Raw genomic sequence first — 26836 nt, forward strand, 5'->3', positions numbered from 1 at the left:
GAGATCATGAAATTCGGCGCAGGATGGTTGTCGGCGGGGGTTGCCGCGTTGCTCCTCACGGCGGGGTGCAAGGAAGGCAAGCTCGTCAACGAGCAGGCCACGGACGCCCAGTCAGCGGAGCAGGCTCAGCAGCAGCCGCAGCAGACCCAGCAGACGGTGGCCCAGGCTCAGCCGAGCGCCCTGGAGGCCCAGAGTCAGCAGCAGAGCGAGCTGGCCCAGCAGAACCAGCAGGCGGCGCAGCAGCCGCAGCAGGGGGCCCAGGCGCAGCAGCAGGGGGCCCAGGCTCCGGCTTCTTCCGCCCAGGCGGAGGGAGAGCAGACCGTCGTGGGGCAGGTGCTGACGGCGAACAATCAGGAGGTGCTGGTGAGCAGCCGAGGCGAGCCGCAGGTCCGGCTCCAGCTGAAGCCGGAGACGATGATCATGGTGGACGGGCGCCAGGCCCGAGCCGTGGACATCGAGGAGGGCAGCCAGGTGCGCGCCTCCTTCAATACCCAGAGCGGTGAGCCGACCGCGACGCGCATCGAGGTGACGACGTCCCAGCGGCCCCCCACTCCTGCGGCACCCGAGAGCGGCGAGTCCTCGCCGGGCGCTCACGAGCCGGGAGATCAAGAGGCGCCGTTCCAGCCGGACCAGCCGGGCTCTGGCAGGTGAGGGCTGCTCCGGCTGTCAGCCCGCCTCGTGCATTCGGAGCATGCGCTCTGCCACCGCGGGCCCCTTCCATCCCAGGATGCGAGCGTCTTTGTTCGAGAAGGCCACCGCGGTGAGGAAGAAGTGCTCCAGCTCTTCCCGCTCCCGGCGGGAGAGATCCTCGTGGCTGCGCAGGTTCTGGGCTCTCACCGCGGCCACAGGCACCACGAGCAGCCTGTCGTTGCGCTCGCGGCCCTTGCCCTGCGTTTTCTTCTGATCCACCTGAAGCACCCCCAGCGCGCGACAGGGCAGGACCACGCCCGGCCAGGTGGCCACGTCCCAGTACACCAGCGCATCCAGCGGGTCGCCGTCCGGCCCCTTCGTGCTGGGGATGAAGCCCCAGTCATACGGGTAGCGCAGCCCGCGTGTCAGCGGACGGCTGATGGTGAAGGCCTTCAGCGTGGGCTCGTACTTCAGCTTCACCGTGGAGCCGCGCGGGGACTCGACGACGACATGGAAGGCGCCCTCTTCGTCGCGCAGGGGCAGTCGCGTGAGATCCGAGACCATACCCGGACAAGGTTGGCTCGGAGCGCGGGGCTCGCAAGCACGCGGGGCCCGGAGTTTCATCTCGGCGACGTCCCAGGGCCAGGGGTGTTACCTGGCGCGCATCCAGATGATCAGGGTCAGGACGGCTCCCACGGCGGTCAGCACCAGCCCGGTGATGGGGCGCCAGCGAACGAGGCTGGCCGGGGGCTCCTTGGCTTTGACCAGGGCGACGATGTTGACGATGAGCGAGGCGAGCTGGAACGCCACGCACATGGGGACGAGCGCGAGCAGCCCCAGCACGAGCCCCGTGGTCTGCAGCGCCGTTCCACCGCCGCGGCCCTGGTTCGCCTCGACGCGCTGGGCCCTCAGCGCCCAGCAGGCCGGACACATGGGACGCGCCTCGGGGCGTATCCGGCGCTCGCAGGCGGGGCACATGAACGAGCCGCAGCGCGCGCACGTCCAGCTCGCGGGCGTGTCCGGGTGGCTGGCGCACGAGGCGCCCTCGGGGAGCACCTCGCTCATGCGCTCCGGGCGACCGCGTCGAGCGCGGACGGCTTCTTCTGACCGGCGAACAGGTGCTGCTCGATTTGGAGCGCCGCCTCCTCGCTGGGGAGCTTGAGGGTGATGCGGCCCTCCGCGATGCGCTGCACCACCGGGCCCTTGTTCCGCGCGAAGAGCAGGAACGCGGCAATGGGTGTTGCCAGCGCCAGCCCGATGAGCAGCGCCACTGCCGCCCCGGGGCCGCTGTCGATCATCACGCAGCCACCGATGAACAGCGCGATGGCCACCAGGAAGGAGAGGCCGAAGAACACCCGCCCCATCCACCAGCGCTTGTAGGCCTCCTCGGTGAAGGGCAGGTGACCCTTGACCCGCTTGGTGAGGATGGACGCCACGATGGCCGCGATGAGCACGTTGACGATGACAAGCGCCACCGTCCAGCGGGGATACCAGGCGAACTTCACGGGCTTGAACTCGACGTTCTCCGTCTGGCCGGTGACGACGCAGACGCGCGGGAGATCAAACTCGTTCAGCTCATCCGCCGGGAGGACAATTTCACGCATGGGGCGGCTTCTACCGTAGCCGCCGGGCCATGTGCCAGATGGGGGCGCCTTACTTCACGGCGAGAGCGCGGGTGGCGCGGGCTCGGAGGCCTCTTACCTGCCTGCTCGGAGGGCGCTCAGGAGCTACAGCTCACCGACAGGTGCTTGCCCCAGGCGGGAGGCGGGGCGGCGGAGGCCTCGTGCTCGGGCTGCTCGTCGAAGGGCCGCGAGAGCACTGCCAGCAGCCGGTCCACCTCGCTGAAATCGCCCTCCTGGGCCCGGGTAATGGCCGTCTGGGCCAGGTAGTTGCGCAGCACGTACTTGGGGTTGACGCGGTCCATACGCGCTCGGCGCTCGGCATCCACGCTGCCCTCGGCGAGCAGGCGCGCACGGTACGCCGCCGCCCACGTGTCGAAGCCGGCTGTGTCCAGGAACCCGTCCCGCAGCGGCTCGTTGCGAGCCTCGGCGGAGGAGTCGAAGCGGCCCAGCATCCGGAAGAAGCGGGTGTAGTCCACCCGCCCATCGGCCAGCAGGGTGATGAGCGTCTCGAGGAGCGATTGATCCTCGGGGCGGGGCTCACGAAGTCCGAGCTTCTCACGCATCCGCGCCAGGAAGTGCGAGGTGAAGGCGGGGGAGAAGGCCTGGAGCGCCGCTTGGGCCTCCTCCTCGGTCATGAGGGTGAGGAGCGCCTCGCCCAGGCACGCCAGGTTCCACAGGGCAATGCGCGGCTGCTTGTCGAAGGCGTAGCGCCCGAAGTCATCCGAGTGGTTGCAGATGAAGCCCGGCTCGAAGTCATCCAGGAAGCCGAAGGGCCCGTAGTCCAGCGTGAGCCCGAGGATGGACATGTTGTCCGTGTTCAGCACCCCGTGCGCGAAGCCCACCGCCTGCCACTGCGCGACGAGGCGCGCGGTGCGCTCCACCACCTCCGCGAAGAAGCGGGAGTACCGCTCAGGGCCCCCCTGCAGGTGCGGGAAGTGCCGGGCGATGACGTAGTCCGCCAGCGTCGCCACATGCTCGGGGTGCCCGGTGTGGTGGAAGTACTCGAAGGTGCCGAAGCGCACGTGGGAGGGAGCCATCCGCACCAGCATGGCGCCCGTCTCCTCCTCCTCGCGGTACACCTTCTCGCTGCCGCCGATGATGCACAGGGCCCGCGTGGTGGGGATGCCCAGCCCGTGCATGGCCTCGCTGCAGAGGTACTCGCGCAGGGTAGAGCGCAGCACCGCGCGCCCGTCTCCCATGCGCGAGAAGGGCGTCAGCCCCGAGCCCTTGAGGCTCAGCTCCCAGCGCTCCCCCGTGGAGGTGCGAACCTCGCCCAGCAGCAGCGCTCGGCCGTCTCCCAGCCGAGGCACATACACCCCGAACTGGTGCCCCGCGTAGACGGTGGCCACGGGCTCCATGCCGGGCAGGGGCCGCAGCCCGCCGAAGGCCTGAATGAACTCGGGGCGCCGAGCCTCGGAGGGCGCCAGCTCGAGCAGCCGGAGCGCCTCGGGACTGACGCTCACCAGGTGCGCATCCCGAAAGGGGCTGGGAGGCACCCGCGCGCTGAACCCGGGGGGCAGGCGGGCGTACGTGTTGTCGAAGTGGAGCTGCTCGAGCGAAGGCATGACTGGAGATAACAGCGGGGGCCCCGGCATGGCATCCCGAGGAGGCATCCGCCACGGCCTCCTCGGAAGGCGGCGCTGTGCGCTCTAGCGCTGCAGGTCCGGCACCTTCATGCCCTTCGCCACCGCGGGCCGGTCGCCAACGCGCTGCATCCACTGGAGGATGCCCGAGCTGGAGCTGAAGAGCTCCGGGGCGAGCTGCCGGGCTGTCGCCACCCAGGGGTACATGGCGATGTCCGCGATCGAGTACTGGCGGGCCATGAAGTCGCGGCTGCTCAGGTGTTTGTTCAGCACGCCCACCACTCGGACGCCCTCCACGCGGAAGCGCTCGATGGCGGCGGGCACCCGCTGCGGGGCGAGGTTCGTGAAGAAGTTGAGCTGGCCGAACGCCACGCCAAAGCCCGACATCTGGAACATCAGCCACTGCATCACCTCCGCCCGGCCCACCGCGTCCGAGGGCATCAGCCGGCCCGTCTTCTCCGCCAGGTAGACGAGGATGGCGCCGGACTCGAACACCTTCAGGCCCCCCGGCACGTCGTGATCCACGATGGCGGGGATCTTGTTGTTGGGGTTGACCGCGAGGAACTCGGGCTTGAACTGCTCGCCCTTCATGAGATCCACCACCTTCGTGGTGTAGGGCAGCCCCAGCTCCTCCAGGGCGATGGAGACCTTGCGGCCGTTGGGCGTCGTGTACGTGTACAAGTCGATCATGTTTGGACTCCTGTCGCAGAAGGGAGGCTCTGTATACCGCAGATGAGGTGCCGGGTTGACGCGGAAGGCCCGGAACTCCTAGGAGAAGGCCCGTGCGACCCATGGACCTCATCGAACGGTTGCGCCAGCTGTCTCCGGGCGCGGCGAACCTGCTGTTGAGCGCCGCGCTGCCGCGGATCATCCCCTCGGCCGGCGGGCTGGGCATTCGGGTGGAGGAGGTGACGGAGGCTCGCGCCCGGCTGTCCGTGCCGCTCAAGGGGCGTACGAAGAACCACGTGGGAGGGCTCTACTTCGGCGTGCAGATGACGCTGGCGGAGCTGACGGCGGGGCTGTTGCTCCTGCGGCGCTTTCCGCCCACGGAGTACCGCTCGCTCGTGAAGCGGGTAGAGGCGGACTTTCGCGCCCAGGGGCGAGGCAGGGTGTACGCCGTGTGCGAGCCGCCCCCGGAGGCATTTGCCTCGCTGGAGGAGGCGCTGCGGCAGAAGGGGGACAAGGCCGAGGCGTGGGTGCCCGTGAAGCTGCTGGCCGAGGACGGCACCGTCGTCACCGAAGTGCGCTTTCTCGATTCGGTGAAGAAGCGCTGAGCTTCATCCAGGCAAGGCCAGGGTTGGCTCACCGGGCTCGCCCAGGGTGAGCACCTCGCAGCCCTCGTGCGTCACCAGCACGGTGTGCTCGAACTGGGCGGAGAGGCTCCCGTCCTCCGTCACCACCGTCCACCCGTCCGGCAGCACCCGCACCTCCGGGCGCCCCAGGTTCACCATGGGCTCGATGGTGAGGACCATCCCCGAGCGCAGGGTGATTCCCGTCCCGCGCCGCCCCACATGGGGCACATGAGGTGGGCCGTGCATCTGCCGGCCAATGCCGTGCCCCCCGAACTCACGCACCACGCTGCAGCCCTCGGCTCGCGCCAGGTCCTCAATGGCCGCGCCGATGTCTCCCAGCCGCGCGCCGTGGCGCACCACGGCCAGGCCCGCGTCGCGGCACCGGCGCGCCACGTCCACCACGTGCCGAGCCTCCGCGGACACCTCCCCGATGAAGAACGTGGCCGAGGTGTCCCCATGAAACCCGTTCAGGCACGTCGTCACATCCACGTTGATGATGTCTCCCGGCGCGAGCCGCTCGTCCGGGCGTGGGATGCCGTGACAGACCACCTGGTTGCGGCTGGTGCACACCGCCGCGGGAAAGCCGTGGTAGCCCAGTTGGCTCGGCTGGCCGCCGCGCCGGGCCGTGTCCTCCCGCACCCACGCGTCAATGTCCGCCGTTGCCACCCCCGGCGCCAACCGCGACGCGATATACGCCAACGTTCCTGCCGCGGCCTTCCCCGCAAGGCGCAGGCGATCGAGCTCGGTCCCCTTCAGCAGCGGAATTCCCATGGCGGAGCAAGGTGGCACTCGCTCGTCGAGAGCGTCCAATGCTGTCTTGGCATGGAGTCCGAGGGGCCTATCCAATGGCCCGAGGGTCCGCGCTAGACTCGCCTGCCGTGAGCCTTACGCACATTCAGTCCTTCGTCGCGGTGGCCGAAGAGGGCCATGTGGGGCGCGCAGCGCGTCGGCTCCACCTGTCCCAGCCTCCGCTCAGCCGCCACATCCTTGCGCTCGAGGATGAGCTCGGCACCCGGCTCTTCGAGCGAACGCCTCGCGGCATGCGCCTGCTGCCCGCGGGGGAACTCTTCCTCGAGCACGCCCGGCGCATCCTCGCCGAGGTGGACGCGGCGGTGCACTCCGTGCGAGGCGACGCCCCGACTCGTCCCAATCGGTGACGGGCTGGACCCTGCCGCCTGCTCTGCCGGGCAGAGTCCTTGCGTCTACAGAACAGGCCTGTCCTTGGGGTGGCTGCTCACCGGCTCTTCCAGGAGGAAGTCCACGACGCCCTTCCAGAGCTTCTCGAACTGGGGCCGCCGGAAGCCGGAGCCGGAGATGAGCCAGTCCACATGCGGCGGCTGGTGGGACGGCTGATCGAAGTGGCCGATGGCGTCCAGGTGGTCTGCCCGCACCGCGGCGATCACCCGGCCGTAGACCTGGGAGCGCGTGGGGACAATGCCATCACACGACTGCGGCCCGGGCAGCGCGCCATAGGCCTGCACCAGCGCCGCGGTCTGCTCGGCGGTGAGGAGCGGAATCTGGTTCAGCGGCATCCGCAGCGTCTGCCCGTAGAGGAACGCGTAGACCGTGTGGGTGATCTGCGCGTACGGGTCCAGGCCCGCGGACACGCGCGTGCGCAGCGAGGGAGGACGGGCCTGCGTCACCACCGAGCCGTAACGCACGCTGGGCCGGTCCTCGCATCCCGCGTTGAACAAGTCGATCCCCTCGGGGGTGAGCTGGGGGATGAGGGAGGTGTCCTTGCCCACATCTTCCAGGAAGCGCGAGACGGACTCGCGCCGGTCCGCTGAGAAGTCTCCCAGGAGCTGATCAAAGAGCTGATCCAGGAGCGTCTGCTTCCACCCGAGCTGCGCATCCGCGCGTGACAGCATGTGCCCCAGGCGGAAGGCCACCTTCAGCGGCAGGCGGCCAAAGCGCAGCACGTACACGGTGAACAGCGAGAGCAGCTTGAGGATCTGCTGCCCGAACAGCCCCATGAAGAAGGACGCCAGGGGTGTGCCGGCGTGGGGGGTGGAGACCGTCACCACCGAGCGGACCCGGCTGGCATAGGCCTCCGAGCTGATGCCATCGCGCAGGGAGGCGGTGGGGCTGATGAACAACCGCGCGTCCAGGCCGCCGGTGGAGTGGCCAATCAGATACAGGGGGCCGTCGTCCGAGCCCGCCGTCTCCTGGATTCCCTTGCGCAGCTCCTCCGCCCGCTGGCGGATGGAGGCGGTGGGGTGGGAGCGAATGGCCACGACTTCCGCCTCGATACCCCGCCGGGCGAACTCCGCCTGGAGGAAGTCTCGGACGTGGCCGAAGTAGACCAGCTCCCCCAGGTTGGTGAAGCCGAAGAAGCCGGGGACCAGGTAGATGTGGTGCTTCACAGGCATTCCAGTGAACCTTCCGGCCTCTTGGCTTCCGACTCAAGCCTCGTGGAGGATCTCCTGATCCGGCGGGTCCTCCCCCGCGGGTTGTCGCTCTGGGTGTGAACCTGGCGACACCGGGGGTTGTGCGCCGCGTCAGCGATGATCACCTCTCATGGAGTCCACCAGCAGCGATTCACTCTCCAATGAACGCAGTGCTCCCACCCGGGAGCAGTCGGAGTCCCTTCTGGCCGAAAGGGTACCCCGATTGGAATCAGGATCTGTTCATGCGCTAACATTCCCGCCGGTACCGGGGGGGAGAGAGGCTTGTAATGATGGAGGCACCGGAACCCGAGGGCCGTGAAGTCAGGGCCATCATGTTTACGTCGATGGTCGTGGCCGGCTCCCAATCCCCGCGGGAGGAGTCCCTGGAGCAGGCGCTGCGCGAAGAGCACAGCCGGCTCGTCCGGGAGCTCCTGCCCCGCCAGGGCGGGCGCGAAGTGAAGATGTTGGAGGACGGTTTCTTGCTCGAGTTCGACCGGGGGCTGCCCGCGGTGCGCTTCGGGCTGGCGCTCCAGGAGGCCGTGGCCGAGCGCAACCGGCACCTGCCTCCCGAGCAGCACCTGGAGCTGCGCATCGGCGCCCACCTGGGCCCCGTGCTGCACCAGGACGGAGAGGTCTTCGGTGAGGGTGTGAACCTGGCGGCGCGCATCGAGTCGCTCGCCCGGCCCGGCACCCTCTATGTCAGCGAGCCGGTGGCGCGCGAGGTAGAGGGCCATCCGCTGCCGCACGCCGTGCGCCTGGGGCGCGCCGAGCTCAAGAAGATCCGCCTGCCCGTCGCCCTGTTCCGTGTCGAGGCGCGGCGCCAGAGCCCCCGCCCCGCGCTCTTTGCCCGGGTCCGCTCGTTGTTCACATAGCCCCGCTCGGCAGTTGAACCCCCGCACCCGAGCGCTAGGGTGCGGACCATGTCCGAACTCACGCTCGTCGTTGGCTCGAAGAACTACTCGTCCTGGTCGCTCCGGCCGTACCTGGCGCTGGCCCACACCGGGCAGCCGTTCCGCGAGGTGCTGGTACCGCTGTATCAACCCGACACCACCGCGAAGATCGCCCAGCACTCCCCGAGCGGACGCGTGCCGGCGCTGCACCATGGCTCGCTCCTGATCTGGGACTCGCTGGCCATCTGCGAGTACCTGGCGGAGACGTTCCCCCAGGCGCGGCTGTGGCCCCAGGACAAGGAGGCCCGCGCGGTGGCGCGCTCGGTGACGGCGGAGATGCACTCGAGCTTCTCCGCGCTGCGGCAGAACATGACCATGGACCTCCACGCCCGGAAGCCGGGCCAGGGGCGCGCGCCGGGCGTGGCCGAGGACATTGCTCGCATCCAGGCGCTGTGGAATGACTGCCGGGCTCGCTTCGGGCAGGGCGGACCGTTCCTCTTCGGCCCCTTCACCATCGCGGATGCCTTCTACGCTCCTGTCGTCACCCGCTTCGTCACCTATGAGGTGGAGCTGGACGCGGTGAGCCAGGCCTACCGCGATGCGGTGCTGGAGCTGCCGGCGCTGAAGACGTGGTCGGAGGCCGCTCGGAACGAGCCGGTCCTGAAGCGCTCCCTGTAACCGGGAGCCAGCTCGACGCGCTCGAATCAGAGCCCGAGCGCCTTCAGCTGCGCGTCGAAGGTGGGCGCATCGGTGAAGAGGTGGCCGCGGATGCCCAGGGCGTTGGCGGCCTCGACGAACTCGGGCAGATCATCGAAGAAGGCCGCCTCGTGCGGCGCGCAGCCGGCCCGCTCCAGGGCGAGCCGGTAGAAGGCGGGCTCGGGCTTCACGTGGCCCACCTCGCAGCTCATCAGCACGGCGTCGAAGCGCTGGAGCAGCGGCAGCAGAGGCCTCACATACGCCACGTGCAGGGCATTGGTGTTGGACAGCAGCACCAGCTTCACCCGTCCCACCAGCCCCTCCACGCGCGGCAGCACCGCCTGATGCACCGTGAAGTGGCTGCTCCACAGCGGGGCGAACTCCTCCATGGGCAGCTCCACGCCGAGCGCTCCGCATACGTCCTTGCGGATACCCTCCGCGTCCAGCAGGCCCCGGTTGGCCGCCGTCCAGCCCGCGCCGGTGAGCCGCTGCGACACCTCCTGGGCCGACAACCCCGCGCGCTGCCCCAGCCGGTGGAAGAGCAGGGCGTTGTCGTGGAACACGAGGACGTTACCGAGGTCGAGGATGACGGCACGCGGCGGCGGCATGGCCCGTGCTTATACCGGGTTGCCGCACGCCATGGGCCTCCTCGCTCCGCTCGTCCCCGAGCGTTCGCTCCCTCCAAGCGCCTAGATGACTGGCACCCGGTTGGGGAGCTCCCTCGCGGGCACGTTGGAGTAGTCCGCATCGAGATCCAGCACCAGGCGCTGGAGCACCCGCTTGCTGAGGGCCTTGCGCAGCCTCCCGAGGAACTCGGGCGGAGCGGCGATGATCAGCTTCTCGAAGGTGTGCCCATCCACGCCGCGATCCAGGCGCCCGGACAGCTCGCGGGCGAACCGGTCATGCTCCAGCTCGCGGCGCCCGTCCGGCTCCGTCTCCGGAGGGGGGCCATGGAGCGTGCCCGCGTTCGGGTTGTCCCGCTGCTCCTGCAAGTCCATGTTCCGCGCCCGGCTCTCGTCGTGGCGGAACTCCTCCAGCAGGTTCCAGTCCTCCCCCCGCTCGTCCGCGGAGAACAACCGCATCCGGCTCGCATTGCCCACCAGAATCCAGAGCTTGTCCGCCATCGTCTTCCTCCTGTGAAGAAGGGATGCGGAGCGGTGCCGCGCCCGGCAAGCTTGCGGGCAGTGGAGGAGCTTGTGTCGGGTGCCGGGGGAGCGACCACACGGGGCCTTTTCCTCGACTGTCTGCCTGGAATATGCCCAAGGGGCCGGGGGCCTGACCCGCCGGTGGAGGCGTCATGAGCGAGCAGGGAGAAGCGGCGGCCGCATGGCTGGTCGGCAGGTTGGGGGAGCTGGAGGAGGCCCTGGCGGCGCTGGTCGAGGTTAATTCCTACACAGAGAACCCCGAGGGTGGCCGGAGGGTGGGGGCGCTGCTGCGAGAGCAGTTCATGGTGCCCGGGCTCTTCGCCGAGGTGGTGGTCAGCACCCGGTTCGCCGACCATTTGGTGTTCCGCTCCCGAGGCAAGGCGGGGCAGTCGCCGCTGGCGCTGGTGGGGCACCTGGACACGGTCTTCCCGCCGGGGAAGTTCGAGGGCTACCGGAAGGATGGGGCGCTGCGCCGGGGGCCGGGCGTGCTGGACATGAAGGGAGGGCTCGTCGTCATCGCCTGGGCGCTCAAGGCGCTGGCGGCGACGGGAGGGCTGGACGTGCTCCCGCCGCTGCGGCTGGTGGTGGTGTCGGACGAGGAGGTGGGCTCGCCCGAGGGCGCGGGAGTCATCCGCAGTGCCATCGGCGGCTCGCAGGCCTGCCTCGTCTTCGAGTCCGGCCGCATGGGGGACGCCATCATCACCCGTCGCAAGGGCACGGGCGCGGTGAAGGCCATTGCCCATGGCCGGGCCGCCCACGCCGGCAATGCCCACCAGGAGGGCGCCAATGCTCTCTGGGCGCTCGCCCGCTTCGTGGATGAGGTGCAGCAGCTCACGGACTACCCGCGCGGGCTGACGGTGAATGTGGGCCGGGTGGTGGGAGGCCAGGGCAAGAACACCGTGCCGGATCACGCCGAGGCGGATGTGGACCTGCGCTTCTGCACCCGCCGAGAAGGGGAGGAGCTGTTCCAGCGCTGCCACGACGTGGCCACGCGAGCGGCCTCGGGCATCCCCGGCACGCGAATCGAGCTGACGGGCGGTGTGGCCCGAGAGCCGCTCGAGCGCTCCGACGCCTCCGCGGCGCTCATGGGGGCCTATGGCGCCTGCGCCCATGCTTCCGGCCTGGGGCACTCCGAGGCGCCCCTGATTGGCGGCGGCTCGGACGCCAGCACTTCGTCCGGTATGGGGATTCCCTCCATTGACGGGCTGGGGCCTCGAGGCAAGGGCTTCCACACGGTGGAGGAGTACATCGAGGTGGAGACGCTGATCCCCAAGGCCCAGGCCCTGGTGCGATTCCTTGCCTCCCGAGCCGGATGAGCGACCCGCTGAATGATTCCTTGGAGCGGGGTACCGGGGTAGAACCGGGAGCATGCGTCGCTTCGGCCTCCCTCTCACCGGCCTGATCACGCTCTTGCTCATGCTGGCAGCTCCCTCCGCCGGGGCTCAGCAGGGGCAGGGCGGGATGGGGTTGGATCTCTCCGACACCTCCCATATCGGCCTGGATCTGAGTGGCGACGTGGCCCAGTCGGATCTGTTGCCGCACGTCGTCCTGCTGGGCTTGCAGACGCCGGAGCGGGCCGGAGCGGCAGTGGCTGTTCGCTGGCTGAAGGGGCTCTACACCGCCGCTCGCAGCAATGATCAGTGGGTGCTGAGCGCGCCGCTGAAGGAGGTGCGCGCGAAGCTGGGGGCCGGCTATGCAGCGGCGCTGCGCTGCGCGGAGGCCTCGTGCCTGGCCGAGCCCGCGGACACGCTCGAAGCGGATCTGCTCGTCACCGCCCGGCTGGCGCTGGAGGACGAGGGCTGGACCTTGCGGCTGTGGACGTACAACCGGGACCGCAACACGGTGGAGACGGATGTGGTGACGGGCCGCTCGCCCAGGGATGTGAAGTTCCAGAAGGCCGGCGCGGCTCTGCTGGCACAGCGGCTCAAGGGGCTGGCTCGCAAGCGTGCCGTGCTCTCGGTGAAGGTGAACGTGCCGCAGGCGGTGGTGCGCCTGGGCGAGAAGACGCTCGGGACGGGCACCCTCGAGCGGCGCGTGCCGCCCGGTGAGGCGAACCTCGTGGTGGAGGCGAATGGGTTCACCTCGTACAAGAAGACGGTGACCCTCAAGCCGGGAGAGAAGAACTCGGTGCAGGCGAACCTCCAATTCTCGACGGCAGCCTCGAGCAGTCGCTCGGAGCCGGCCCCGGAGTCAGCCTCGGAGTCAGCTTCGGAGTCAGCCTCGGAGCCGGCCTCGGAGGCAGTCTCTCAGGCGGTGAAGAAGGGGCCCTCGGCGCCCACCGTCTTCAGCCGGCCGGCGCTCTACACGGCGGTGGTGGGGGCGCTCGCCATCGGCGCGGGCGTGGTGATCCGGCTGCAGGCCAAGAAGATCGCGGACCGCGCTCCGGACACGGATGGCAACGGCATTGCGAACATCACTCGCAAGGAGCGCCTCGAGGTGAAGAACAAGACCAATCTCTCCACGGCGCTGCTGACGGGAGGCGTCGCCGTGACGGGCGGCAGCGTGGTGTGGCTCGTGCTCATGCCCGCCCGCGGCGAGGCTCCGAAGGCGGCGACCGTGGGGCCCGGTGGCGCCAGCGGGGCGACTCCCTCCACCGCGCTTCACCTCATCCTGGGCGGGAGCTTCTGATCATGAAAGCGCGCGCTCTCTCCTGGAGCCTCCTGCTGGGGTGCACCTTCTTCGGCGTCGGCTCGGGCTGTGTCGGCAGCCTGCCGGACGAGCTGCCCTACGCCTGCGAGACGGAGGCGGACTGTGGGGGGGACGGGTACGTCTGCACGACGCTGCCGGATCAGCGGCGTTACTGCTGCCTGCCTACGCCCGAGACGTGCAACCACATCGACGACGACTGCAACGGGGTGGTGGACGATCTGCCGAGCGGTTCGTGCACCAACAATCCGTAGGGCACGCGTTGTAGGCGCCTGCCATCCAGGTAAGCCTGCGTGCGCTGGGGCGGTGCCATTCCGCTCGAAGGTCAAGCCCTCGGGCGATGCATCAGCTCACGCGGCGCATGAACTGTCCGATGGGTAATTCCTTGAAACGGAGCGCCGGGGTAGAACCGGGGATATGCGTATCTTCGGCCTTCGTCTCACCGGCCTGATCACCCTCTCGCTCATGATGGTGGCTCCTTCCGCCCGAGCTCAACAGGGCGGGATGGGGTTGGATCTCTCCGACACCTCCCAGTCCGACTCCAACGAAAACCAGGAGACCCCCGCCGCGGGAGAGGAGCAGTCCGGCGGCATCGGCCTGGACCTGAGCGGCGAGACGGTCAACTCCGAGCTGCTGCCGCACGTCGTTCTGCTGGGCCTGGACACACCGGAGCGGGCCGGCGCGGCGGTGGCCGTTCGCTGGCTGAAGGGGCTCTACCTCTCGGCTCGCAGCAATGATCAGTGGGTGCTGAGCTCGCCGCTGAAGGAGGTGCGCGAGAAGCTGGGGGATAACTACGCGGCGGCGCTGCGCTGCGCGGAGGCCTCGTGCCTGGCCGAGCCCGCGGAAACGCTCGAGGCGGACCTGCTGGTCACCGCGCGCCTGGCGCTGGAGGACGAGGGCTGGACCTTCCGGCTGTGGACGTACGATCGAGACCACAACAAGGTGGAGATGGACGTGGTGACGGGCCGCTCGCCCAAGGACGTGAAGTTCCAGAAGGCCGGGGCGGATCTGCTGGCGCAGCGGCTCAAGGGGCTGGCACGCCAGCGCGCGATGCTCTCGGTGAAGGTGAACGTGCCGCAGGCGGTGGTGCGCCTGGGCGAGAAGACGCTCGGGGTGGGCAGCATCGAGCGGCGCGTGCCACCGGGGGAGGCGGAGCTCATCGTCGAGGCGGACGAGTTCACCCCGTACAAGAAGACGGTGACCCTCAAGCCGGGAGAGAAGAGCTCGGTGGAGGCGTACCTGGAGTCCTCGGGCCCGGCGCCGGACAGCCCCACGGAGCTGGTGGCGGAGGCGACGAAGAAGCAGGAGAAGCCCTCGGCGCCCACCGTCTTCAGCCGGCCGGCGCTCTACACGGCGGTGGTGGGGGTGCTCGCCATGGGCGCGGGCGTCATGGTGGGCATGCAGGCGAAGAAGGTGGCCAACCGCGCTCCGGACGCGGACGGTAACGGCATCGCGGACATCACTCGCAAAGAGCGCATCGACGCGCAGAATCAGGCCAATCTCGCCACGGCGCTCACGGCGGGAGGCGCCGCGGTGGCAGGCGGCAGTGTGCTGTGGCTCGTGCTCATGCCCACCCGGAGCGAGGCTCCGAAGTCGGTGGCTCCGGTTGTGGCGCCCGGCGGTGCCAGCAGTGCGACTCCTTCCACTGCGCTCCATCTCATCCTTGGCGGGAGCTTCTGATCATGAAGGCGCTCTACTTCTCCTTGAGCTTGTTGCTGTGTTGCGTCCTCTTCGGTGCTGGCTCGGGCTGCGCCGTCAGCTTCCCGGACGAGCTGCCCTACACCTGCGAGACGGACGCGGACTGTGGCGGCAAGGGCTACGTCTGCACGTCCCTGCCGGACTCCCGGCGCTACTGCTGCCTGCCCGAGACCGAGACGTGCAACCACTTGGATGATGACTGCAACGGCGTGGTGGACGATCTGAATGCGGACCCTTGCTACGCGGGGCCCGAGGCGACGCGCAACGTGGGCGCCTGCCGCGCGGGCAAGCCCGCCTGCGCCGCGGACGGCACCATCCGCTGCGAGGGCGAGGTGCTGCCCACGGCCGAGGTGTGCAACGGCAAGGACGACAACTGCGACGGCACGGTGGACGAGGGCTTCGACTTCCAGACGGGCCGCAACAACTGCGGCCGCTGCGACCAGGCCTGCACCGCGCTCGAGGACTGCGTGGCGGGCCAGTGCACGAAGCGCAAGGAGATCATCTGCGATGACGGTCTCGATAACGACGGGGATGGCTCCACGGACTGCGCGGACTCGGACTGCAATACCCTGCCGAGCGGCCCGGGCTCGACGTGCATTGGTGGCAAGAAGGCGGAGACGGACTGCAACAACGGCGTGGATGACGATGGGGATGGCCCCATGGACTGCGCGGATCCGGACTGCGACTCGCGCTCCTGTGGCCCCGGCTGCATCTGCATCAATGGCGTGCGCGGCGAGGGCGACTGCAACAACGGCGTGGACGACGACGGCGACGGGAGCGCCAAGATCGACTGCGCGGATCCGGACTGCACCGACAAGGCCTGCGGAGACGGCTGCGTCTGCCAGAACGGTGTGAAGACGGAGATCCTCTGCGACGACTTCGTTCTCAATCCGGACGGAACCCCGAGCGCTACCCAGTGGGACAATGACGGCGATACCAAGGCGAACTGCGCCGACACGGACTGCAACAACAAGGTCTGCGGCGTGGGCTGCCTGTGCGCCACCCCCAACAAGAAGGAGGTGGTGTGCTCGGATGGCCTGGACAACGACGGAGACACCAAGGCGGACTGCGCCGACACGGACTGCAACACGCAGATCTGCTCCCCGGGCGGAGATACCGGCGCCACGTGCAAGGCGAGCTTGTGCGCGGAGATTCACTGCAACGACGGGCTCGACAACGACAAGGACGGCAAGGCGGACTGCCTGGATAGCGACTGCAACGGGCAGACGTGTGGGCTGGGTGGTTCCGCCTGTAATTTCGGCTCGGGCGCCTGCGTGGAAACCACCTGCAACGATGGGCAGGATAACGACAACGACAACAAGAAGGACTGTCTCGATCCGGACTGCGAAGGCGTGTCCGTGGCCACCGGCAAGGTGTGCACGGTCGCCAATGGTCAGCAGGAAGGTGGGCCGGCGGGGGCGAAGGATGCTTGCTCTGATGGTGTCGACAACGATGGGGACGGGTTGATCGACTGCAACAACGGCAAGCCCGAGCCCAACTGCCTCACTGGCATCTGCGGCGTGGGGTGCCAGTACAACAACACGGTGGGCAGCGCCTGCAACGTCAAGGTGGAGACGCTGTGCAACGACAACGTCGACAACGACAAGGACACCAAGGTGGACTGCGCGGACACCGACTGCTTGAACAAGGCCTGCACCAAGAGCGGTGGCGGGGCCGGTACCTGCAACGCCTCGGGTCAATGCATCTGAGGCTCTCAGGGCCCTGAGGTGGGCTCCGGCCGCGCGTTCGTCACCGGACACCCGCCAGTCAGGCTGAGCCCCCAGGCCTCCCAGCTTGCCGCACAGCGGGAGACCCGGGGTGACAGGGGGCAGGCTGCCCTCGGGTGTGGAAGCCCGGGAGCCGCCCTGCCTGCTTGTGCATGTAGGTGTCCAGCGCCAGACGGAGAGGAACGCGGAGCTCTCTCTCCGAGAGAATCGGGAGGCTGATCGGGTTGCTGGATCGCCACGCCATGAAAAGCTTTGCCTCCCATGGGTGGCGACGACCCTATCGCACAGACTGTGCTCTCGAGCGTGGCCTCCCCCGGTGAGGCCATGCGGAGCATTCAGGAAGTCCAGGAAGGAGAAGTCCTGGGCAACTACCAGCTCGAGCGGCTCCTGGGCGAGGGCTCCATGGGCCGCGTCTTCCAGGCCCGCCATGTGCGCCTGGGCCGGCAGGTGGCGCTCAAGGTTCTCCGCCCCCAGCACGCGCAGGACGGCCACTTCGTCCGCCGCTTCTTCCAGGAGGCGCGCTCCGTCAACCAGATCAACCACGAGCACATCGTGGAGATCTTCGACTTCGTCGAGGAGCCGCAGCGCGGCCACGTCTACTGCGTGATGGAGCTGCTGCGCGGGCAGAGCCTCGCCGCGGTGATGAAAGAGGAGAAGCTGGCGCTCGAGCGCATCCAGCGCATTGGCGTGCAGGTGTGCACGGCGCTCGGGGCTGCGCACGCGCTGGGCGTGGTGCACCGGGACGTCAAGCCGGACAACCTCTTCCTGGTCCACCGCGGTGGCCAGGTGGACTTCGTGAAGGTGCTCGACTTCGGGGTGGCGAAGATCCTCACCTCCGAGGGCACGGGCAACACCCTGGACGGCACCATCATCGGCACGCCGACGTACATGGCGCCCGAGCAGGCCGCCGGGCTGCCGGTGGATCACCGCGCGGACATCTACGCGGTGGGCAACCTGCTGTACGAGATGCTGGCGGGGCACCCGCCGTTCCAGGCCCACGCCTTCGGCCAGCTGGTGGTGCAGATCATCACCCAGCAGCCGCCGCCGCTGCCCGAGCGCCTGGCCTCGGGCGAGGCGATGCCGCCGGCGCTGGCGGAGCTGGTGCTGCGCTGCCTCGCGAAGGAGCCGGAGGCCCGGCCCCAGCGGCTGGAAGAGGTGACCACGGCGCTGCTGATGCTGAGCGGCAAGGCTCCGGCCGCGCTGTCCGTGGAGGAAGAGGAGGAGACCCCCACCCGGCGCACGCGGATGAGGCCGGACGCGTGGTGGCTGCACCCGCGCCTGCCGCTGCTGGTGGGGGGCATGGCCATGGCGATGCTGGCCGGAGCGCTCACCTGGAGCGGGCTGGAGAAGCTGCTGCGGCCCGCCAGCGTGCCGGAGGTGGTTGCGGCACCGGCACCGGCGCCAGCTCCAGCGCCCATCACCCTCACGGTGCACACCGAGCCCGAGGGTGCGCGGGTGATTCGTGTGGACACCGGCGAGGCGCTCGGCGTCACGCCGCTGGTGAAGGAGATGCCGCGCTCGGAGGCCTCGCTGGGGCTGCGCGTGGAACTGGCGGGTTACGCTCCCCTGGAGCGCCAGGTGCGGCTGGACTCCCACGCGGTGATCGAGGTTCCCCTGGCCAAGGTGAAGCCGGCCCTGCCTCCGCCCACGCCGGCGAAGGTGGCTCCGCGCAAGGAGATGAAGCGCGATGACCTCGTCGATCCGTTCGCGCAGTGAGCGCTGGTGGCTGTCCGTGCTGTTGCTCGGGGTGTGCGCGCTGGCGCCGCTGTCCGCGGTGGGTGCGGAGCTCACCGACGAGGCCAAGGCCCAGGCCCGCGAGAAGTACAACCAGGGCAACGAGGCGTACGAGCACGGTGACTTCCGCAAGGCGCTCACGGCGTTCGATGCGGCGTACCAGCTCGCGCCGCTGCCAGGGTTTCTCTTCAACGTGGCGCAGTGCCACCGCCAGCTCGGCGCCTACGAGCACGCGGCCTTCTTCTACCGGCGCTACCTGGCCCTCTCCGAGAAGGAGCCGGCCAACGCGTCCATGGTGAAGGAGCTGATCGCGGAGATGGACTCCAAGGCGAAACAGGAGGCCACGAGCCGCTCGGGCCGACCCAAGGCGCTGGCCCAGGCGAAGGCGGCGGAGAAGGACCGTCCCGAGGCGGCCTCCGGCAAGACTCCCGAGGCGCGCGGCGATGCGAAGCGGGAGCGCAGCGGGTTGAAGGAGGCCGGGCAGCGGGCCCTGGACATCCATACCTCCCGGTCGCTCGCGGCGGCGCCCAAGTCCCTGCCACCGGGGGCGGTGCCAGGCGCGCCCGAGCCCGAGCAGCCGAAGGAGTCGCTCACGAGCAAGTGGTGGGTGTGGGCCGGCGCGGGCGCCGCGGTGCTGCTGGCGGGAGGCGTCGTCTACGCGGTGGCGACGCCCGGGCCGCGCTCGCCCACGTTGGGGACGATCCCTGCGCGCTGAGCCTGCGCCTCTTCCGAGCCCAGGTTCCGAAGAACCGGGGAAGAGTGCCATCCCTTGAGAGGGCGGTGGAGCCCGGAGCCCTCAACCCGCTCGGGCAGCCGCGGCCTGGCTGAGGCTGGCGGCGAGCCGATCCAGGCGGGAGTAGAAGCCCGTCGGATCGTGGAAGGTGAGCCGCACATCTCCCAGCTCGAGCCGCGCTCCAGGCATGAGCGGAGTCGGCTTGCCGGGCTCCAGCTCCACGCCATCGAGCTTCACGGGGCTCGATTTGGGGACAGCCTCCACCATCCACTGGCCGTAGGGCCCGGTGCTCAGCACCAGGTGGTCGCGTGACACGGTGGCGTCATTGATGACGAAGGCGTTGTGGGAGGCCCGCCCCAGAGGCAGTGTGGCGCTCGAATCGCCCACCGCGACCAGCTCGAAGCAGAGCGCGTCGCCAGCGGGCAGACAGTCCCGCAGATCCGACACGGGGAGCTGGGTGGAGGCGATGTTTTGTCGTCCGGTCTCCGGCACGTTCCACGCGCCGGCCTCCCAGACGAGCCAGGGGTGGGGGTACCGGGCCCGGAACTTCTCTTTGAGGACCAGATGCTGACGGACCAAGAGGGAGAGCAACAGGGATCGCGCCATGGAAGGATGGTAATCACCGATCCTCCCGATCTCGCAGGTGTCCTGGCGATCAGATGTCAACGAATGGGCGAAGCCTGGGAGCGGGATGCCCACCGGCACCCACTGCAGGTGCGGGGGGCGTAAGGAATTGCACAGCGCTATAGCTTGCGAGCGATCGCCTGGGCCAGCCGCCCCGGCGCCTCCGGATCCAGGCTGAGGAAGAGGCTGGGCTCGGTCACCTCCAGCTCCTGGAGGCGGCAGCGGCCTTGGTTGTCAGTGGCCACATCCACGCGGGCGTAGAGCAGGGGCTGGCCGACGGCGGCGAGCACGTCCTCGGCCAGCCGCAGCTCCTCGGGGATGGGCTCGAAGAGGTGGGGCTGCTGGAAGCCGCGAGGGGAGTCCTTCAGTCCCGGAGGCCGGCGCACCGCGTGGCTGAAGGCGCCGTCGAAGAAGAGGTAGGCGCGCTCGCCCTCGGTCTCGAAGGCGGTGAGGTAGGGCTGCACCATGACCTCGTCCTCGGCGGCGAGCGATTGCAGGCAGGACTGGGCGGCCTGCAGCTCGGCGCGAGGGAAGCGGTACGTCTTCAGCGCGCCGGCGGACACCACGGGCTTGAGGACCACGGAGTCCCAGTCGCGCTCGCGCATGAGCGCGCCCAGGTCCGCCGTGCCGCCCTGGGGGACCCAGACGGTGGGAGTGAAGGGGATGCCCTTGGCCTCGAGCTCGCGCAGGTACGCCTTGTGGGTGTTCCAGCGGAGCACCTCGGGCGGGTTGTAGAGGCGGGTGAGGCGGCCGACCTTGGAGGACCAGGCGACGAAGGCGTCGCGGCGCAGGTGGCTGTCCCAGGTGTTGCGGATGACGGCGACCTTCGGAGTGCGCCAGTCCATCTTCGGGTCATCCCAGATGCAGGGGCGCGCATCCAGCCCCAGCGCCGCGAGCGCGGGCAACAGCGGCGCATCATAGGCATCGAGCTGAGGCAGGCCGGCGTAGGTGACGATGGCGACGTCCAAGGTGCGGGGCTCCGGGTGTGAAGGAGCGCCTCTAAAGCACTCGGGTGAAAGGCTGTCCACCCGAAGGCTCCGCAGGGGTTGGGCCACTGGGGCTGCCTGGATTCACCCCGAGCGCATCAGGATCTGCCCGGAGGCGCTGGGCCCGGTGCGTGAACCCGACACCGGCTCGGTGCCCTGGCGCACGTGGGCCAGCGCCTCCTGCGCCGCCTGCGCCAGCATCACCTGCCCCTGCGGATAGGGCGCCGCCTCGCCCGTGAGCGCCAGCAGCTGCTGCCGCACCTCGGCGCCCGTCGCGGTGCGCTTGCTCACGTTGCGCTCCAGCAGCCCCATCACCACCGCGTCCAGCTCCGGCGGCACCTCCGGACGCAGCTGCGAGGGCGGCAGGATCTCCTGCGTCACCGCCGCGTTCATCAGCTCCGCCTCGTTCTGCCCCGTGAGCACGCGCTGCCCCGTGAGCGCCTCGTGCAGCGTGAGCCCCAACGCGTACAAATCCATCCGCCCATCAATCGGCTGCCCGTAGGCCTGCTCCGGCGACATGTACCCCAGCTTGCCGCGCACGTTGCCGGCCACGGTGAGCTGCGCCCGCGCCGTGTCTCGCGCAATGCCGAAGTCCGACAGCTTCACCTCTCCAATCCGCGACACCAGCACGTTGGGCGGGTTCACGTCGCGGTGGATCAGGTGCAGCGGCTCGCCCATCCGCCCGGTGCGCCGGTGCAGGTAGTCCAGCGCCGAGGCCAGCTCCGCTCCCAAAAACGCCGCCGCGCTCAGCGGAATCCCCTGCCACCCCAGCCCGCGCAGCAGCGTGCTCAGCGGCAGCCCGTCCACGAACTCCATCGCCAGAAAGTACGTGTTCGCGTGCCGCCCCAAGTCGAACACCTGGATGATGTTCGGGTGGTGCAGCGTGGAGCACAGCTCCGCCTCGCGGCGGAACAGCGACACGAACTCCGCGTCGTCCGCGTACGAGGGAAGAATCCGCTTGAGCGCCACCTGCTTCTCGAAGCCACCCTCGGGGCTGTACGTGGCGCGGTACACCTCGGCCATGCCGCCCGAGCCAATCCGCTCGTGCAGCATGTACTTGCCCATCACCTCCTGCTCCCGCAGCGCCGCCAGCGCCTGCTCCGTCTTGCGCACGAAGTGCCGCGCCAGGATGGCCGTGGCCACGCCCGAGCTGAACAGGAACACCGAGCGCATGACGATGAAGGGCGGGGTGAGCGTGAGCAGCGGCTGCTCGGGCAGCAGCGGCCGGACGAAGAAGAAGTACAAGAGCAGGTACTCGCCGCCCGCGAGCGCTCCGGCCACCAGCGCCAGGCGCGGCTGGGTGCGCAGCGCCGCCAGCACCACCAGCGTGCCCCAGATGACGAGCGTGGGCGCGGTGAGCGCGTACGCCGGCCCCTGGAAGCGCAAGTCGAACGCCAGCACCACCGAGGGGATGCTCACCTCGATGGCCACGTTGAGCCAGTGGATGGCCGGGTGGAACCAGCCGGCGCGCAGCGCCCGCCACAGCACCGTGTAGTAGACGCACAGCACGCCCACCAGCGACAGCAGCGCGCGCGTGAGCCCCCACCCCAGGTACGGCCCGAGCGCGCCCACCGCTACCAGGCACCCCGCGGCCAGCCCCGCCATGTAGCCGGCCACGGAGGTTTCACGCGCCTGGGCATCCCGGCGCATGTGGTTTTCGAGAAAACGGGAAACGGCGGACGTACGCGTTGTCATGGAGAGACCCGAACCATAGTGCGAATCGGGGGTTGGCTGGCAGGGGGGCGGCAGAGGGACTCAGCAGGTCGTCCAGATACACCGCAGGCCCGCTTCCTTGCCACGTTGGGTCCGGGGTAAAATGTCTCCGCATTGTTGCACGGGGCCATCCGCGCCGTGGCAGGTACGGAGCCCCGCTCTCCTCGCCCCCAGGACATCCGAATGCGTCAAAAAACACGCCTCCTACTGGCTGTGCTCGCCACAGGTCTCCTCTCGCTCGCCGGCTGCTCGGGCGATGACAAAACGGTCTGCGGTGACGGCCACAAGGAAGGCGCGGAGCAGTGTGACGACGGCAATTCCGCTGACGGGGATGGGTGTAGCAGCACCTGCACCGAGGAGACGGAGCCACTGCTGTGCGGCAACGGCGTCCAGGACTCGGGCGAGGCGTGTGACGACGGGAACACGAGGAGCGGGGACGGCTGCGAGAGCGACTGCACCTTCACGCCCACCCCCGTCACCCAGTGCGCCAGCCTGCCCCCGGTGAGCAGCGGCTCCACCTGCGCGATGACGAAGGCGGGCACCAACGGCGCCCGGCTGTTCCAGGGCGTGGTGCTCAAGGAAGGCGCGGTGCTCAACGGCGGCCAGGTGCTGGTGGATCCGCAGGGCATCATCCAGTGCTCCGCGTGTGACTGCTCGGCCAACGCCGCCGCCGCGGACGCCACCGTCATCTCCTGCCCGGAGGGGGTCATCTCCCCGGGCCTGATCAACTCGCATGACCACATCACCTACCAGGGCGCGCCCATCGTCCGGACGGACGAGCGCTATGAGCACCGCAACGACTGGCGCATCGGCCACGACGGCCACACGAAGCTGAACAACCCCAGCTCCACCAACAACGCCATCCTCTGGGGCGAGCTGCGGCAGGTGATGGCGGGCACCACCTCGGTGGCGGGCAGCGGCGGACAGCCGGGCCTGCTGCGCAACCTGGACAAGGACAGCGTCACCACCACCGGCGGCAACCAGCAGGGGCTGGATGAGCCGCCCCTCAACTACCAGACGTTCCCGCTGGGAGACTCGAACGGCACGGAGCTGACGAACAGCTGCACCTACCCGAGCATCGACACGCCGGCGGAGATTCCCTTCAACTCCGCGTACCTGCCGCACATTGGCGAGGGCATCGAGGAGTCCGCGCACAACGAGTTCCGCTGCACCGCTACCAGCGCCAACGGTGGGCAGGATCTCTTCCAGCGGCAGACGGCCATCATCCACGGCATCGCCGTGACGGCCAACGAGATTGGCACCATGGCCAGCCGGGGCACGGATCTCATCTGGTCGCCGCGCTCCAACATCTCGCTGTACGGCGACACGGCCATGGTGACGGCGTACAAGAAGATGGGCGTCACCATCGCGCTGGGCACGGACTGGCTGGCCTCGGGCTCCATGAACGTGCTGCGCGAGCTGCAGTGCGCCGACTTCCTCAACGACACCTATTACGCGCACCCCTTCACGGACGAGCAGCTGTGGCGCATGGTCACCTCCAGCGCGGCGGACATCACCGACACGCAGGAGAAGCTGGGCCGGCTCGAGGCGGGCAAGGTGGCGGACCTGGCCATCTTCCGGCTGCGCTCGTTCGCCAAGTCGCCCTACCGCGCCGTCATCACCGCCAACCCGGAGGACGTGGTGCTCACCGCGCGCGGGGGCAAGCCGCTCTACGGAGATCAGGCGCTGGTGGCCACGCTGGGCCAGGGCAACTGCGAGGCCCTGGACGTATGCGGGACGGCGAAGGTGGTGTGCATCGGCGGCAGTGATGAGGTGGGCCAGTCGCTCGACGCGCTCCAGAAGGCCAACGCGAGCCTCTACCCGCTGTTCTTCTGCAACCAGGCGCCCAAGGACGAGCCCGTCTGCGTGCCCCAGCGCGCCTCCGCCAGCGCCTCCTTCCCCGCCAGCGTGAACAGCTCCACGGCGTACAGCGGCGCGCGAGCGGCGGACGACAAGGACGGGGACGGAGTGCCGGACGCGAAGGACAACTGCCCCCTGGTGTTCAACCCCATCCGGCCCATGGACAACGGGGCACAGGCGGACTCGGACAAGGACGGCGTGGGCGATGCGTGCGATCCCTGCCCGCTGGCGGCCAACACCACGAGCTGCTCCGTGCCGGCCCTGGATGACGAGGACGGGGACGGCCTCAAGGACTGGCAGGACAACTGCCCGTACGTGGCCAACGCGGACCAGGCGGACGCGGATGGAGACAAGCGCGGCGACGCGTGCGACGTGTGCCCCAACACGGCCAACCCGGGCGCCAAGCCGTGCCCGGTGACCATCTATGACGTGAAGAAGCCGGCCCTGGATGGGACGCGCCCGCTGCTGAATCAGCCGGTGTCGCTGGCGGACGTGCTGGTGACGGCGGTAGGCGGCAACGGCTTCTTCATCCAGTCGCACCCCTCCGAGGCGGGGCGTTACCAGGGCCCGGACTACTCCGGCCTGTTCGTGTTCACCAGCTCGAAGCCCACGGTGGTGGCGGGGGATCGCATCTCCATCACCACCGCGAAGGTGGCGGACTTCCACGGCCAGCTCGAGCTCACCGGTCCCGTCATCACCAAGAACACCAGCGGCAACCCGCTGCCCGCCCCGGTGACGGTGAGCCCGGCGGACGTGCGCACCGCGGGTCCCCGCGCCGGAGCGCTGGAGGGCGTGCTGGTGGAGGTGGACAACGTCTACGTCACGAAGCAGGAGCCCTCGGCCGCGGGCGGGGAGACGGCGCCCACCAATGAGTTCGTCGTGGACACCACGGCGGGCACGGATGGGGAGACGGCGGGCCTTCGGGTGAATGACTACTTCTTCGCGTCCTCGCCGCTGCCGGCCGTGGGCGCGAAGTACCGCGTGGTGCGCGGCATCCTGGACTTCCGCAACGCCAACTCCAAGGTGGAGCTCCGCAACGCGCAGGACCTGGTGGTGGCGCCTCCTCCCCTCACGGCGTTCGGTCCCTCGGGCCAGTACGTGCGCGTGGGGCAGACGGGCACGGATGCGTTCCCCAAGGCGCTCACGGTGACGATGGGCGGCACCTACTTCCAGGATGTCACCATCACCCTGCAGTCCAGCTCGGGGGCGTTGATCGCGGGCACCAACGGCGCGGTCGTCATCCCCGCGGGGAAGACCTCGGTCGTGGTGCCCCTGCAGCCGGTGGCCCAGGCGCAGAGTGTCACCCTCACCGCGCGGCTGGATGACTCGATGCAGACGACCACGGTGCGCGTGCTGGGAGACATGGAGCAGCCCCTGGTGGCGGCGCTGACTCCGAGCACGGCCATGACGACGGCGAGCGGCCAGGTGCACTTCACCGTCAAGCTGGATCGCCCCGCGCCCGCGGGCACCACGCTGGACATCACGGTGGGGCCGGCGGGCTTCGGCACCGTCAACACCGCCTCGGTGAGCGTGCCCCTCAACGCCCAGGAGGCAGCCTTCCGCTTCACCGCGGACGCGGCGCCGTCGGCCAGCCAGGGCATGGTCACGGCCGCGCTGGGGGCCACCAGCAGCGCGAGCGCCACGGTGAGCATCGTCGCGAGCGTGCCCAAGCTGGCCAGCCTCACGCCCAGCACGGCGGTCCTGGTGGAGCCCAACGCCACCCAGGCCTTCACCGTCACGCTGGACTCGGCGGCGCTGTACGACACGCCGGTGGAGCTGTCGGCCACTCCGGATACGACGGGAGCCACCTACGGCACGGTGCCGGACGTGGTGGTGGTGCCCCAGGGGCAGACCTCGGCCACCTTCACCTTCACCGCGGGCTCGCAGCCCAAGGTGAACGGGTCAGTGAAGGCCATGCTCGATGGAGTGGTGCTCTCCACGCAGGTGCAGGTGGGGGACACGCTGCCGAAGCTGATCAGCCTCACGCCGGCCAACGCCTCGGTCCTCTCCGGGACGACGCAGACCTTCACGGTGACGCTGGATCAGCCCGCGCTGGGCAACACGAGCGTGGCGCTGGCGCTCACTCCCGCCAGCGGAGCCGGCTCCGTGCCGGCCACCGTCACCGTTCCGGGAGGCGCCACCTCGGCCACGTTCACCTTCACCGCCGACAGTGCGCCCTCGGTGCTGAACCCCACGCTGACGGCCAGCCTGAACAGCGTGTCGTTCTCGTCCACCCTGAAGATCGTCGTGTCCATGCCCGGGCTCGTCATCAACGAGATCGACTATGACCAGATCGGCACCGACACGAAGGAGTTCGTCGAGCTCTACAACAGCTCGAGTCAGACGATCTCCCTGACGGGGCTGAAGCTGGTCTACGTCAATGGCGGGGTGAATCCTCCGGTCCAGTACGTCCCGGCGGTGGATCTCTCGGGGGCCACGGAGCTGCTCCCGGGCCAGTACCTCGTCGTGGGGGTCAAGCTCGTGCTCGACGCGATCACCTCCCCGGACGTGAAGAAGATCCTGAACACGGCCAGCATCCAGAACGGGGATCCGGATGCCGTGGGAATCTACGACTCGGTCCACGACACCCTGGTGGACTCGATCTCCTATGGTGGAAAGACGGGCAACATCGTCATCGGTACGGCGAGCTTGGGCTTCCAGGAAGGGACGGACCTCACGACGACCTTGAAGGACTCCAACACCATCGAGGGCTCGCTGTCGCGCCTGCCCAACGGAGTGGACACCAACGTGAACGCGCAGGACTTCAAGTTCACCAAGTCGTCCACGCCGGGCGCCCCGAACGTCTTCACCCCATAAGGGGCTGCTGACGGTCACCCCGGCGCTCCGCTTGTCTCTTGGAGCGCCGGGGC

The 26836-nt window shown here is 69.1% G+C and carries 25 protein-coding genes; 13 read left to right on the forward strand and 12 right to left on the reverse strand.

All coding sequences use genetic code 11. The annotated features are described in order from the left end of the window. Positions 1-6: 6 nt before the first annotated feature. Positions 7-651 (forward strand): hypothetical protein, encoded by a 645-nt coding sequence (locus tag ACJ8AT_RS15940; RefSeq protein WP_407738585.1) that lies wholly within the window; start codon positions 7-9, stop codon positions 649-651. A gap of 15 nt (positions 652-666) precedes the next feature. Here ACJ8AT_RS15940 and ACJ8AT_RS15945 read toward each other — a convergent pair whose 3' ends face one another. The 5 genes from ACJ8AT_RS15945 to ACJ8AT_RS15965 all read right to left on the reverse strand — a co-directional run bounded on the left by ACJ8AT_RS15945 (position 667) and on the right by ACJ8AT_RS15965 (position 4525). Then, a complete protein-coding gene (locus tag ACJ8AT_RS15945; protein WP_407738586.1) occupies positions 667-1194 on the reverse strand; it encodes an inorganic diphosphatase in 528 nt (175 codons plus the stop codon). 87 nt (positions 1195-1281) lie between these two features. Further along, positions 1282-1695, reverse strand: a complete 414-nt coding sequence (locus ACJ8AT_RS15950) for a hypothetical protein (protein WP_407738587.1) — start codon at positions 1693-1695, stop codon at positions 1282-1284. After that, the gene (locus ACJ8AT_RS15955; RefSeq protein WP_407738588.1) at positions 1692-2234 is read right to left on the reverse strand and encodes a hypothetical protein; all 543 of its coding nucleotides are present in this window, start codon (positions 2232-2234) and stop codon (positions 1692-1694) included. The genes ACJ8AT_RS15950 and ACJ8AT_RS15955 overlap by 4 nt, the downstream gene beginning before the upstream one ends. Before the next feature lie 116 nt (positions 2235-2350). Beyond that, positions 2351-3817, reverse strand: a complete 1467-nt coding sequence (locus ACJ8AT_RS15960) for a protein adenylyltransferase SelO (protein WP_407738589.1) — start codon at positions 3815-3817, stop codon at positions 2351-2353. A gap of 84 nt (positions 3818-3901) precedes the next feature. Continuing rightward, positions 3902-4525, reverse strand: coding sequence for a glutathione S-transferase family protein (locus tag ACJ8AT_RS15965; protein WP_407738590.1), 624 nt, complete (start codon positions 4523-4525; stop codon positions 3902-3904). A gap of 101 nt (positions 4526-4626) precedes the next feature. On the opposite strand from ACJ8AT_RS15965, the gene ACJ8AT_RS15970 reads away from it, so the two are divergent. Further along, on the forward strand, positions 4627-5109 hold the full coding sequence (locus ACJ8AT_RS15970) for a DUF4442 domain-containing protein (RefSeq protein ID WP_407738611.1): 483 nt from the start codon (positions 4627-4629) through the stop codon (positions 5107-5109). A 3-nt stretch (positions 5110-5112) separates the two neighbouring features. Here ACJ8AT_RS15970 and map read toward each other — a convergent pair whose 3' ends face one another. After that, the gene (gene map, locus ACJ8AT_RS15975) at positions 5113-5898 is read right to left on the reverse strand and encodes a type I methionyl aminopeptidase (RefSeq protein WP_407738591.1); all 786 of its coding nucleotides are present in this window, start codon (positions 5896-5898) and stop codon (positions 5113-5115) included. A 107-nt stretch (positions 5899-6005) separates the two neighbouring features. Here map and ACJ8AT_RS15980 point away from each other — a divergent pair, with 107 nt between their 5' ends. Continuing rightward, on the forward strand, positions 6006-6284 hold the full coding sequence (locus ACJ8AT_RS15980) for a LysR family transcriptional regulator (protein ID WP_407738592.1): 279 nt from the start codon (positions 6006-6008) through the stop codon (positions 6282-6284). A 45-nt stretch (positions 6285-6329) separates the two neighbouring features. Here ACJ8AT_RS15980 and ACJ8AT_RS15985 read toward each other — a convergent pair whose 3' ends face one another. Continuing rightward, positions 6330-7496 carry an esterase/lipase family protein gene (locus ACJ8AT_RS15985; protein ID WP_407738593.1) on the reverse strand — a complete coding sequence of 389 codons (1167 nt, stop codon included), beginning with the start codon at positions 7494-7496 and terminating at the stop codon, positions 6330-6332. 350 nt (positions 7497-7846) lie between these two features. On the opposite strand from ACJ8AT_RS15985, the gene ACJ8AT_RS15990 reads away from it, so the two are divergent. Then, a complete protein-coding gene (locus tag ACJ8AT_RS15990; RefSeq protein WP_407738594.1) occupies positions 7847-8386 on the forward strand; it encodes an adenylate/guanylate cyclase domain-containing protein in 540 nt (179 codons plus the stop codon). Between the two features lie 48 nt (positions 8387-8434). Beyond that, positions 8435-9082: a glutathione S-transferase family protein gene (locus tag ACJ8AT_RS15995; protein WP_407738595.1), complete on the forward strand. Its 648-nt coding sequence runs from the start codon at positions 8435-8437 to the stop codon at positions 9080-9082. Positions 9083-9108: 26 nt separating this feature from the next. Here the strand turns inward: ACJ8AT_RS15995 and ACJ8AT_RS16000 are convergent, their stop codons facing one another. Next, the gene (locus ACJ8AT_RS16000) at positions 9109-9708 is read right to left on the reverse strand and encodes an HAD family hydrolase (protein ID WP_407738596.1); all 600 of its coding nucleotides are present in this window, start codon (positions 9706-9708) and stop codon (positions 9109-9111) included. Between the two features lie 81 nt (positions 9709-9789). Beyond that, a complete protein-coding gene (locus ACJ8AT_RS16005) occupies positions 9790-10224 on the reverse strand; it encodes a host attachment protein (RefSeq protein ID WP_407738597.1) in 435 nt (144 codons plus the stop codon). 173 nt (positions 10225-10397) lie between these two features. On the opposite strand from ACJ8AT_RS16005, the gene ACJ8AT_RS16010 reads away from it, so the two are divergent. From ACJ8AT_RS16010 to ACJ8AT_RS16040, 7 genes are all read left to right on the forward strand, one after another. After that, on the forward strand, positions 10398-11561 hold the full coding sequence (locus ACJ8AT_RS16010; protein ID WP_407738598.1) for a M20/M25/M40 family metallo-hydrolase: 1164 nt from the start codon (positions 10398-10400) through the stop codon (positions 11559-11561). 52 nt (positions 11562-11613) lie between these two features. Further along, positions 11614-12873 carry a PEGA domain-containing protein gene (locus tag ACJ8AT_RS16015; RefSeq protein ID WP_407738599.1) on the forward strand — a complete coding sequence of 420 codons (1260 nt, stop codon included), beginning with the start codon at positions 11614-11616 and terminating at the stop codon, positions 12871-12873. Between the two features lie 2 nt (positions 12874-12875). Then, the gene (locus ACJ8AT_RS16020; protein WP_407738600.1) at positions 12876-13145 is read left to right on the forward strand and encodes a hypothetical protein; all 270 of its coding nucleotides are present in this window, start codon (positions 12876-12878) and stop codon (positions 13143-13145) included. Between the two features lie 163 nt (positions 13146-13308). Further along, a complete protein-coding gene (locus ACJ8AT_RS16025) occupies positions 13309-14571 on the forward strand; it encodes a PEGA domain-containing protein (protein WP_407738601.1) in 1263 nt (420 codons plus the stop codon). A 2-nt stretch (positions 14572-14573) separates the two neighbouring features. Beyond that, positions 14574-16298 (forward strand): hypothetical protein, encoded by a 1725-nt coding sequence (locus ACJ8AT_RS16030; protein WP_407738602.1) that lies wholly within the window; start codon positions 14574-14576, stop codon positions 16296-16298. A 279-nt stretch (positions 16299-16577) separates the two neighbouring features. Continuing rightward, positions 16578-18032 (forward strand): serine/threonine-protein kinase, encoded by a 1455-nt coding sequence (locus ACJ8AT_RS16035; protein WP_407738603.1) that lies wholly within the window; start codon positions 16578-16580, stop codon positions 18030-18032. Then, the gene (locus tag ACJ8AT_RS16040; RefSeq protein ID WP_407738604.1) at positions 18004-18765 is read left to right on the forward strand and encodes a tetratricopeptide repeat protein; all 762 of its coding nucleotides are present in this window, start codon (positions 18004-18006) and stop codon (positions 18763-18765) included. The genes ACJ8AT_RS16035 and ACJ8AT_RS16040 overlap by 29 nt, the downstream gene beginning before the upstream one ends. 81 nt (positions 18766-18846) lie before the next feature. On the opposite strand, the gene ACJ8AT_RS16045 is transcribed toward ACJ8AT_RS16040, so the two are convergent. The 3 genes from ACJ8AT_RS16045 to ACJ8AT_RS16055 form a co-directional block, all read right to left on the reverse strand. Continuing rightward, positions 18847-19389, reverse strand: coding sequence for an FHA domain-containing protein (locus ACJ8AT_RS16045; protein ID WP_407738605.1), 543 nt, complete (start codon positions 19387-19389; stop codon positions 18847-18849). 137 nt (positions 19390-19526) lie between these two features. Continuing rightward, positions 19527-20375 carry a RimK family alpha-L-glutamate ligase gene (locus ACJ8AT_RS16050; protein ID WP_407738606.1) on the reverse strand — a complete coding sequence of 283 codons (849 nt, stop codon included), beginning with the start codon at positions 20373-20375 and terminating at the stop codon, positions 19527-19529. Positions 20376-20477: 102 nt separating this feature from the next. Then, positions 20478-22088, reverse strand: a complete 1611-nt coding sequence (locus tag ACJ8AT_RS16055) for a protein kinase domain-containing protein (protein ID WP_407738607.1) — start codon at positions 22086-22088, stop codon at positions 20478-20480. A gap of 231 nt (positions 22089-22319) precedes the next feature. Here ACJ8AT_RS16055 and ACJ8AT_RS16060 point away from each other — a divergent pair, with 231 nt between their 5' ends. Further along, positions 22320-26783, forward strand: a complete 4464-nt coding sequence (locus ACJ8AT_RS16060; RefSeq protein WP_407738608.1) for a lamin tail domain-containing protein — start codon at positions 22320-22322, stop codon at positions 26781-26783. The last annotated feature ends 53 nt before the right edge of the window (positions 26784-26836 follow it).

This window comes from Hyalangium sp., from assembly GCF_045802625.1.
Classification (GTDB): domain Bacteria; phylum Myxococcota; class Myxococcia; order Myxococcales; family Myxococcaceae; genus Hyalangium.

What these genes read in the sequence shown, in the direction of transcription:
- ACJ8AT_RS15940 (WP_407738585.1), top strand. Translation starts at nt 7, where the DNA reads ATGAAATTCGGCGCAGGATGGTTGTCGGCGGGGGTTGCCGCGTTGCTC.
- ACJ8AT_RS15945 (WP_407738586.1), bottom strand. Translation starts at nt 1,194, where the DNA reads ATGGTCTCGGATCTCACGCGACTGCCCCTGCGCGACGAAGAGGGCGCC.
- ACJ8AT_RS15950 (WP_407738587.1), bottom strand. Translation starts at nt 1,695, where the DNA reads ATGAGCGAGGTGCTCCCCGAGGGCGCCTCGTGCGCCAGCCACCCGGAC.
- ACJ8AT_RS15955 (WP_407738588.1), bottom strand. Translation starts at nt 2,234, where the DNA reads ATGCGTGAAATTGTCCTCCCGGCGGATGAGCTGAACGAGTTTGATCTC.
- ACJ8AT_RS15960 (WP_407738589.1), bottom strand. Translation starts at nt 3,817, where the DNA reads ATGCCTTCGCTCGAGCAGCTCCACTTCGACAACACGTACGCCCGCCTG.
- ACJ8AT_RS15965 (WP_407738590.1), bottom strand. Translation starts at nt 4,525, where the DNA reads ATGATCGACTTGTACACGTACACGACGCCCAACGGCCGCAAGGTCTCC.
- ACJ8AT_RS15970 (WP_407738611.1), top strand. Translation starts at nt 4,627, where the DNA reads ATGGACCTCATCGAACGGTTGCGCCAGCTGTCTCCGGGCGCGGCGAAC.
- map (WP_407738591.1), bottom strand. Translation starts at nt 5,898, where the DNA reads ATGGGAATTCCGCTGCTGAAGGGGACCGAGCTCGATCGCCTGCGCCTT.
- ACJ8AT_RS15985 (WP_407738593.1), bottom strand. Translation starts at nt 7,496, where the DNA reads ATGCCTGTGAAGCACCACATCTACCTGGTCCCCGGCTTCTTCGGCTTC.
- ACJ8AT_RS15990 (WP_407738594.1), top strand. Translation starts at nt 7,847, where the DNA reads ATGTTTACGTCGATGGTCGTGGCCGGCTCCCAATCCCCGCGGGAGGAG.
- ACJ8AT_RS15995 (WP_407738595.1), top strand. Translation starts at nt 8,435, where the DNA reads ATGTCCGAACTCACGCTCGTCGTTGGCTCGAAGAACTACTCGTCCTGG.
- ACJ8AT_RS16000 (WP_407738596.1), bottom strand. Translation starts at nt 9,708, where the DNA reads ATGCCGCCGCCGCGTGCCGTCATCCTCGACCTCGGTAACGTCCTCGTG.
- ACJ8AT_RS16005 (WP_407738597.1), bottom strand. Translation starts at nt 10,224, where the DNA reads ATGGCGGACAAGCTCTGGATTCTGGTGGGCAATGCGAGCCGGATGCGG.
- ACJ8AT_RS16010 (WP_407738598.1), top strand. Translation starts at nt 10,398, where the DNA reads ATGAGCGAGCAGGGAGAAGCGGCGGCCGCATGGCTGGTCGGCAGGTTG.
- ACJ8AT_RS16015 (WP_407738599.1), top strand. Translation starts at nt 11,614, where the DNA reads ATGCGTCGCTTCGGCCTCCCTCTCACCGGCCTGATCACGCTCTTGCTC.
- ACJ8AT_RS16020 (WP_407738600.1), top strand. Translation starts at nt 12,876, where the DNA reads ATGAAAGCGCGCGCTCTCTCCTGGAGCCTCCTGCTGGGGTGCACCTTC.
- ACJ8AT_RS16025 (WP_407738601.1), top strand. Translation starts at nt 13,309, where the DNA reads ATGCGTATCTTCGGCCTTCGTCTCACCGGCCTGATCACCCTCTCGCTC.
- ACJ8AT_RS16030 (WP_407738602.1), top strand. Translation starts at nt 14,574, where the DNA reads ATGAAGGCGCTCTACTTCTCCTTGAGCTTGTTGCTGTGTTGCGTCCTC.
- ACJ8AT_RS16035 (WP_407738603.1), top strand. Translation starts at nt 16,578, where the DNA reads ATGGGTGGCGACGACCCTATCGCACAGACTGTGCTCTCGAGCGTGGCC.
- ACJ8AT_RS16040 (WP_407738604.1), top strand. Translation starts at nt 18,004, where the DNA reads ATGACCTCGTCGATCCGTTCGCGCAGTGAGCGCTGGTGGCTGTCCGTG.
- ACJ8AT_RS16045 (WP_407738605.1), bottom strand. Translation starts at nt 19,389, where the DNA reads ATGGCGCGATCCCTGTTGCTCTCCCTCTTGGTCCGTCAGCATCTGGTC.
- ACJ8AT_RS16055 (WP_407738607.1), bottom strand. Translation starts at nt 22,088, where the DNA reads ATGACAACGCGTACGTCCGCCGTTTCCCGTTTTCTCGAAAACCACATG.